The sequence below is a fragment of the Candidatus Melainabacteria bacterium RIFOXYA2_FULL_32_9 genome, assembly GCA_001784615.1.
In the GTDB taxonomy this organism is placed as follows: Bacteria; Cyanobacteriota; Vampirovibrionia; order Gastranaerophilales; family UBA9579; genus UBA9579.
On record MFRQ01000098.1, the window covers coordinates 1 to 7,821 of the forward strand.

Below are 7,821 nucleotides of genomic sequence, written 5' to 3' on the forward strand. Positions count from 1 at the left end.
TCAATCCTTCCAATAATACCCAATGTCATCCTGAGAAACGACGTGAGGATCTTGCCAATTATGAATACTAGCTTTTAAATGTAAAATGGATAGATTGCCACAGATTCCTTCGGAATCTTCGCAATGACAGGGGTCGCTTTTAACATATTATTTGCAAATCTTGCCACTAGTAAGAAGAAAGTATTTTTTATTACCAGGATTAATGACTTGGCATTTATATTTTGGCTTAGTATAAACTCAAATAAGGAGTAAAAATTATGAAAGTAGAAATAGTTCCGGGTTGCATTTCTTGTGGTGCTTGTGAAGCGATAAATAGTGAAGTGTTTACATTAAATGATTTAGCACATGTTAATGAAGAGAACATTGTTGGTAATGAAGATGATTGCCTCACAGCAGCAGAAGCTTGTCCGGTTAGTGTTATCAAGATAACCGAAGAATAATTTATTTGAGTATAATTTAGGAGTAAATCCTAATGGAAAAATTTGGATTATTTAGGAATAAAGAAGAGATTGGGCAGTTTCAAACCGTAACTGATCGAGAAGATAAGGGATTTATCGAGGAATTTTATGCGATATTAATGTCGATAGTTCCGGTTGAAGTAAATGAGAACCTTAGAAATAAGGTCTGGTCTAATTTAGATGAGGATTTTGACTTTGATATAGGCGAAAATCACTATTCAGTAAGATATTATGGGAAGATATAAGACCGGTTATTAATAGATTGATAATAAATTATACTAAATAGCCTAAATAACTTGAATTGCTAGATCAATAAAAAGCTTGATATAACTGAATTAAAATTCTCAAAAATTATATAGATTTGATAAAGGGCTTTGCCCTTTATCCACCTTTAGGGTGGCAGGGGCGGGTTTTTGAGAATTTTGGCTAAAATTAATTAGCAATTCAAGTTAAATAAGGATTTTTTGGCAGATATCATCTGTATTTATAAAGTTTATTGCTTTATCTAAGCTGTGTGGCAAAGATAATACTGTGTAAAAATCTTGTTTAACAGTAGGAGCAAGCTTAATAGCATCAATAAGTTCGCTCTTATTGATTGGATTTGTACATAGATAATTAAAAAATCCGGTGTTAGTTAAAAAATCTTTAACAAGCTGAAATTGGTTATCCTGAATATAACTGCATATATAAGTTGCAATTCCTACTTGAATACCGTGCATTTTACTACTTGTTGAAACTTCATCAAGGGCATGAGATATTAAATGTTCACTTCCGCTTGCAGGTCTACTTGAACCTGCTATTTCCATTGATAATCCATTCATTAAAAGTGAGTTTGCAAGGTGATAAATAAACTTAGGGGCCCTGATATCCTGATTCTGATAATTTAGAAAATCTATTACAGTATTTTGGGATATTAAATAAGCAAAATCATTAAAAGTATCATTACCGGTTTTTGCTGCTTCTTTCCAGTCCCAACCGGCTGTAATTTTTGAGATTAAATCCCCTATTCCTGAAAATATACAGGACTCCGGTGATGCTTTTACGGCATTGATATCAACAACAATACCGTAAGGGATTTTAGCATTTACAGTTCTTCTTTTACCTTCAACGAGTAACGAGGATAAAGGGCTGCAAAAACCATCATTAGAAGTAGATGTAGGCACACTTATGAAAGGTAAAGCAAGAACATGGGCACAATATTTGCTATAATCAAGTGCTTTTCCCCCTCCAATTCCTACAAGCGCATCTACTGTTTTAGGAATGTCAAAGGCTGTATGTATAACATTTTCAATATGGATTTCGTGAATAATATTTTTATGTACAATATTAATTCCTGATTTCTTGAAACATTCAAAAATCTGGTTCCCATATATTTCTTCAATTCCTTCACTAAAGAAGCAAGCAATGCTTTTAAAAGAAGATTCCTTAAGATATCTTCCAAGACAATTCAATTCACCTTCTCCAATTTTTAAAATGGACGGAATTGATATTTGTTGTTGATTTAATTTACTCATCTTTTAAGTATTCCAGTATTTCACCATAAGAAGTGAGTTCTTTAGCCTTAATATTAGCTTCTTTGCAAAGATCAAGAAGCAGGTCTTTAGCAAAAACTTTATCTGCAAGTCTGGCTGCTTCTATATCAGGTCTGCCATCTCCTGCAAAAACAGTAAAATCACTATCTTTTCTAACTGATTCTACAACTAATTTTTTACTGATACCATACTCTATAGAATAAAAAGGGCTGGTTTTATCAGGCTCAATTATTTGCAATCCCTCTTCTTTAGAGTAGCAACTTTTATTACTAATTAATTTTACTAGATTCTGAACCTTTAAATTCTCCAGAATAACTTTTATGTAGTAGTCAGCACCTGCACTGACTATATAAAAGTCGATATTATTTTCGTTACAGTATTTGACTGTATCAATAAAGCATTCTTCAATAGGTAATTCTAATACTAATTTGTGAAAATCTTCTTTATCGAGGCGAATTTTCCTGAAAATTCTTGTTAAAGCCTCAATATGTGTAATTTTTCCTTCCTGATAATCAAGCCAGGGCTGTATATCTGATTCAGTTAATAGTTTTGCTATAACAAAATAGAAAAAATCTATTTTGCTTATAGTTCCGTCAAAATCAGATACTAAGGCTTTTCTTTGTTTATTCCGGTTCATTTTTTATCCTGATTTAAGAGATTATTATTACTCATAAATTGCTGGTTATAAGAATGAGCTCGGATAGCTCCCGCTTCGCGCAAGAAGCAGGCTACAAAAATAAAAAAGTATTTTTCATCAAAATACTTAATTTATTTTTTCCGCTGTCCTTAAATCAGTATATCAAAAATCAAACAATAAGAGAAAGAGTCTAAAAGCTCTTTCTCTTATTATCAATTTATAAACTAAAATTAAAACTTGGCTCGATTTAGCTTTTCTCTTAATTCACGAAATCTTACTATATCTTCTTGAGCTCGATAATTTTCTTTAAATAAAACTTGTGAAGATGGGTGCACCATTAGAATATAGTCGATATGAACTTCTAAAAACTTATATTTTCTTGGAGCAGAATTTGTTTTCCTGCTAACAATTTCAGCATCAGTAACAGCTAAAAACCTTCTTTCCCTATCATTTAAAAGGTCAGTTAACTCTCTATTCGAATCTGTATACTTTGATACGTGAACAATTCCCTTGATATCGTGATCTACCGTTAAAATGAGTACCTCTAATGGCACTGTATCAATGTGTTTTGACATATTCCAGCCTATCTTTATCCTTGAATAATTCTTTAACTAAACCTTAATTCTAGTATAATATAAAATGCTAAAAATATAATAGCATTTTTTACTGTTTAATCAATTCAAGCAAGGTTATTTCATAATGTTTCAAAATGTAACTTTAAATACAGCCAAAAACTTAATGAGATTTAAAGTTAATTAAAAAAACTTATATTTTACTAATGGCTTTGTAAAGCGGTAACTTAATATTAAATTTATTTCGCTTTTTTGATAGGAAATTTTATTTATTTTGATCGATAATATTACAGAAAATTTACAATTTATGTTATTATTTTTACTGTGTTTAAGCCATTTACATTCTTAAATACTAAACATTAAACCCAGAAATTAAATTAGAATATTTATCTCATTAATTTTTAACTAAAAACAGTAAGTAATTTATAACAAAGAGGAAGGGTTGGCTGATGGTCCAGTTATCAAAAGTTTTACAAGAAGTGAGAGTTACACCCAAAAGTGTAGATGATTATATACCAATTGTAGGCAAAGAAAAAATAGACAGATTAAAAGAACTTGCAAAACCATTAAAAAATAAAAAAGTATTAAACTTGAATACTACTGCATATGGTGGTGGAGTTGCTGAGTTATTAAAAACTCAGGTTGCATTGATGCAAGATCTTGGATTACAGGTTGATTGGTATGTAATGACACCTGTTCCCGGATTTTTTGATGTAACAAAATTATTTCATAATAATATGCAGGGACATTCAGGAACTGTTTCTGACGAACAGAAACAGGTATATCTAAATGGCGCTGAGGTTAATGCAAAGGGAATTGTTGAAAATTACGATTATGTGATCGCACATGACCCTCAACCTCTAGCTATGATTGATTATGTTACAGCCAGAACCGGCAAGTGGATATGGCGTTGTCATATAGATACATCTCAACCTAATGCGGATACCTGGAATTTCCTATATCCGTATATGCAAAATTATGATGCAGTTGTATTTACTCTTGATGAATTTGTAAAAGAAAATTCAGAATTTAGAAATCTTACTTTTATTCCTCCATCAATAGATCCTCTTAGTCCTAAAAACAGTGAAATGGCTGAAGAAGAAGTAAATAATCTGATGGTTAGCTATAATGTTGATCCTACCAGGCCTTTATTAGTTCAAATTTCAAGATTTGATCCTTGGAAAGATCCTCTTGGGGTTATTGATGTATATAGAAATATTAAATACAGCCATTCTGTAAAAGGTATAAGAGGTACACAGCTTGTTTTGGTTACAAGTATGGCACATGATGATCCTGAAGGATGGATTATATATGATCGTGTTGTAAGAAGAGCCGGAGAAGATTTTGATCTTCACGTTTATACTAACTATCATAATGTTGGTGATGTTGGTGTAAAAGCTTTCCAAATGGCAGCTAATGTAGTCCTGCAAAAATCACTTAAAGAAGGTTTTGGATTGACTGTGGCTGAAGCCCTTTGGAAAGGTAAACCTGTAATAGGTGGAAATGTAGGAGGTATTAAGCTTCAAATTCAGGATGGGGTAAATGGTTTCCTTGTTTCAAATATACAAGAAGCTACAGAAAAAACTTTATATTTATTAAAGAATCCTGATGTTGCTAAAAAAATGGGAGAAACAGGAAAAGAAGTTGTCAGAGAAAGTTTCTTATCAATAAGGGAAATTGAAGATCATCTTAAGTTATTCAATAAATTAGCAGATGAACCCTGTACAACAATTTCTTGCTAAAATATTCTGTCTCATTTAATCTTATTTCAGTAGGTTAGCTGGAGAATCTTAATGCCTGAAAGAGAATATTATTTAACAATTCATGGACATTTTTATCAACCTCCACGGGAAAATCCATGGTTAGAAACAATAGAACTGCAGGATAGTGCGGCTCCTTTTCATGATTGGAATGAGCGTATAGCTTTTGAATGCTATACTCCTAATTCTGTATCGAGGATAGTTAATCATAAAAGTCAAATTTTCGATATAGTTAATAATTATTCACTTATAAGTTTTAATCTTGGGGCAACACTCTTGTCTTGGCTTGAAGTGCATGCTCCAAAAACTTACGAGAGGATAATTGAAGCCGACCGTCAAAGCGTAGAAGAGCATTCCGGACACGGTAATGCAATGGCTCAGGTTTATAACCATATAATTATGCCTCTTGCTAATGAAAGAGATAAGTATACTCAAGTTATATGGGGAATAAGAGATTTTCAATATCGTTTTGGCAGAAAGCCTGAATCCATGTGGCTTGCTGAAACAGCAGCTGATGATGCTACTTTTAGAGTTTTAGCTGATTGTGGCATAAAATTTACTGTTCTTTCTCCATATCAAGCATTAAAAGTAAGACCTATAGGTGGAAATGATAATTCCTGGATTGATGTTAGCTGGGGTAATATTGATCCGGGTCAGCCTTACAGATATCATTTAAAAGATAATACTGACAGATACATTGATTTATTCTTCTATGATGGTTCTATCTCTAAATCTGTTGCCTTTGAAAATCTCCTCCATAATGGAGACAAATTTATTAGCAGACTTAAAGATGGTATTTCTCATGACAGAAATTATAATCAGCTAATTCATATTGCTACAGACGGTGAAAGTTACGGACATCATACAAAATTTGGTGATATGGCTCTTTCTTACATGTTAAAGAAAAGAACCGCTGAAGCAGGGTTTAAACTTACTAATTATGGAGAATATCTTGAGAAAAATCCTCCGAGATTTGAAGTTGATATTAAACATCCTTCATCCTGGAGTTGTGCTCATGGAGTAGGGCGTTGGGAAGACAATTGTGGTTGTTCAACGGGAGCTCAACCAGGCTGGGATCAAAAATGGAGAAGACCACTCAGGAATGCTCTTGATTGGCTGAGAGATGAATTATATATAATTTATGAAAAGCATGCGGGTAGATACTTGAAAGAGCCCTGGAAAGCTAGAAATAGATACATTGATGTAATTTTAGACAGAAATGAGTTATCTATGGGCCATTTTTGTGCTCATGAAGGTATTAAAAAGCTTTCCAGACAGGAGCAAGTTGACGTAATTAAGTTACTTGAAATGCAACGGCAAGCAATGCTTATGTATACAAGCTGTGGATGGTTTTTTGCTGATATATCAGGAATAGAGACAACACAAATACTTAAATATGCTGCAAAAGCCATGCAGATTGCAGAGGAATTCTCAGAAATAGACTTGGAGACAGAATTTCTGGATAAATTGTCTGAAGCCAGAAGTAACATAAAAAAATTTGGTACAGGAAAAGATGTTTATCTTAAATTTGTTAAACCTTCAATAGTAAGTATTAAACAAGTAGTAAGTCATTGGGCGATCAGCTCTTTGTTCGAAGAATATAATGATGAAACAGAAATATATTGCTATAACATAAAGTCATTAGATTATCGTAAGGTTAAAAAAGGAAATACAACCCTATTACTTGGTCGAATTGAGATTATCTCAAAAATAACCTTGGAACGTTACGATATGATCTATGCTCTATTGCATTTTGGTGGAGAAGATTTTCATTGTGCAATTAGAGGATATTCAGGTGAAGAAGAATTTAGCAAAATTAAGGAAGATTTAATTACTAAATTTTATAGTCTACCTTTAACAGAAATAATTAGAAGTTTAGACGATCATTTTGGTAGAGAATACTTCACGTTAAAAGATTTATTTATAGATGAAAGACGCAAGATCATTGGAATTTTAATTAAAGATCAGCTAGAAAGATTTGCTCAGACATATCATAGCTTGTATGAAGAAGGCAAAGGGCCTATGATACAACTTTATGAGCTTGGTCTTTCTGTTCCTTCCGAGTTTAAAATTGCTACTGAATACACTTTAAGTCGCAACTTCAATGACATTATATTAAATGTAGATGATATAGGTAATCCTGGCTTATTACAGGAAGCTTTTGATATAAGTAAAGAAGCTAAAAAGCTTGGTGTTAATCTGGATTACAAAAAAGCTGAGGAAATCTATAGTCTATATATTAATGATAAAGTTAGAAGCTTAGCTGATAATATGGATATTCAACAGTGCGAGGATATAATTAGTGTTCTATCACTGGCAAGTAAGTTGGGGGTAAAACCTAATTTAAGCCAGGCTCAAGATTTTTACTTTAGCTTAATTTACAACAGAATTTCTGAGTTGATTGATTCATTAAAAAGCTCGGAAAATCTTCAAGTAGATAAGAATTTTGTAGCTACTATTTTAAATTTGGGTGAAAGACTCGATTTTAATGTAGAAAAGCACTATAACGAGCTAAGTAGATTAGCCACTAAAATTGAATTGCTAAATTAAAGCAGTAATTATTGCTTAAATAATGAAAATTATCATCCTAAACTATGTGCTGAAATTGTTTCAGTATTATTTCGGAATCTTTCTGGTCTTCAACTTTAAGCGTTATTTGGATAGATGCCAAACTTGTTTTGGCATGATTTCTTGATTTTTTAAAGTAGATTTTCAAAAATCATACCTTTATCAATTCTTTTAAGGACAGCGGAAAAAATAACCAAAGATTTTGATGAAAAATCTTTAATCTCTGAGGGTAAATTCCCCGCAGCTCTGCTGCGATAATGATAAAATGAGGGAATGAGTAAATATGTTCATAAA

7 protein-coding genes are annotated in these 7,821 nt (G+C 32.2%); 4 read left to right on the plus strand and 3 right to left on the minus strand.

The window, feature by feature from the left end:
- Positions 1–257 precede the first annotated feature (257 nt).
- Both A2255_08705 and A2255_08710 read left to right on the plus strand, forming a co-directional pair.
- Positions 258–440 (plus strand): hypothetical protein, encoded by a 183-nt coding sequence (locus A2255_08705; GenBank protein OGI19280.1) that lies wholly within the window; start codon positions 258–260, stop codon positions 438–440.
- Positions 441–472: 32 nt separating this feature from the next.
- Complete coding sequence (locus tag A2255_08710) at positions 473–703, plus strand: hypothetical protein (GenBank protein OGI19281.1); 231 nt, start codon at positions 473–475, stop codon at positions 701–703.
- A gap of 204 nt (positions 704–907) precedes the next feature.
- On the opposite strand, the gene A2255_08715 is transcribed toward A2255_08710, so the two are convergent.
- The 3 genes from A2255_08715 to A2255_08725 all read right to left on the minus strand — a co-directional run bounded on the left by A2255_08715 (position 908) and on the right by A2255_08725 (position 3,202).
- Entirely contained in the window at positions 908–1,972 is a 1,065-nt protein-coding gene (locus tag A2255_08715; protein ID OGI19282.1) for a hypothetical protein, read from the minus strand.
- Positions 1,965–2,627: a hypothetical protein gene (locus tag A2255_08720; GenBank protein ID OGI19283.1), complete on the minus strand. Its 663-nt coding sequence runs from the start codon at positions 2,625–2,627 to the stop codon at positions 1,965–1,967. Before A2255_08720 ends, A2255_08715 begins: the two co-directional genes overlap by 8 nt.
- Positions 2,628–2,857: 230 nt before the next feature.
- On the minus strand, positions 2,858–3,202 hold the full coding sequence (locus A2255_08725) for a hypothetical protein (GenBank protein OGI19284.1): 345 nt from the start codon (positions 3,200–3,202) through the stop codon (positions 2,858–2,860).
- Positions 3,203–3,648: 446 nt separating this feature from the next.
- On the opposite strand from A2255_08725, the gene A2255_08730 reads away from it, so the two are divergent.
- Complete coding sequence (locus A2255_08730; GenBank protein ID OGI19285.1) at positions 3,649–4,941, plus strand: hypothetical protein; 1,293 nt, start codon at positions 3,649–3,651, stop codon at positions 4,939–4,941.
- A gap of 51 nt (positions 4,942–4,992) precedes the next feature.
- Positions 4,993–7,509 carry a hypothetical protein gene (locus A2255_08735; protein OGI19286.1) on the plus strand — a complete coding sequence of 839 codons (2,517 nt, stop codon included), beginning with the start codon at positions 4,993–4,995 and terminating at the stop codon, positions 7,507–7,509.
- The last annotated feature ends 312 nt before the right edge of the window (positions 7,510–7,821 follow it).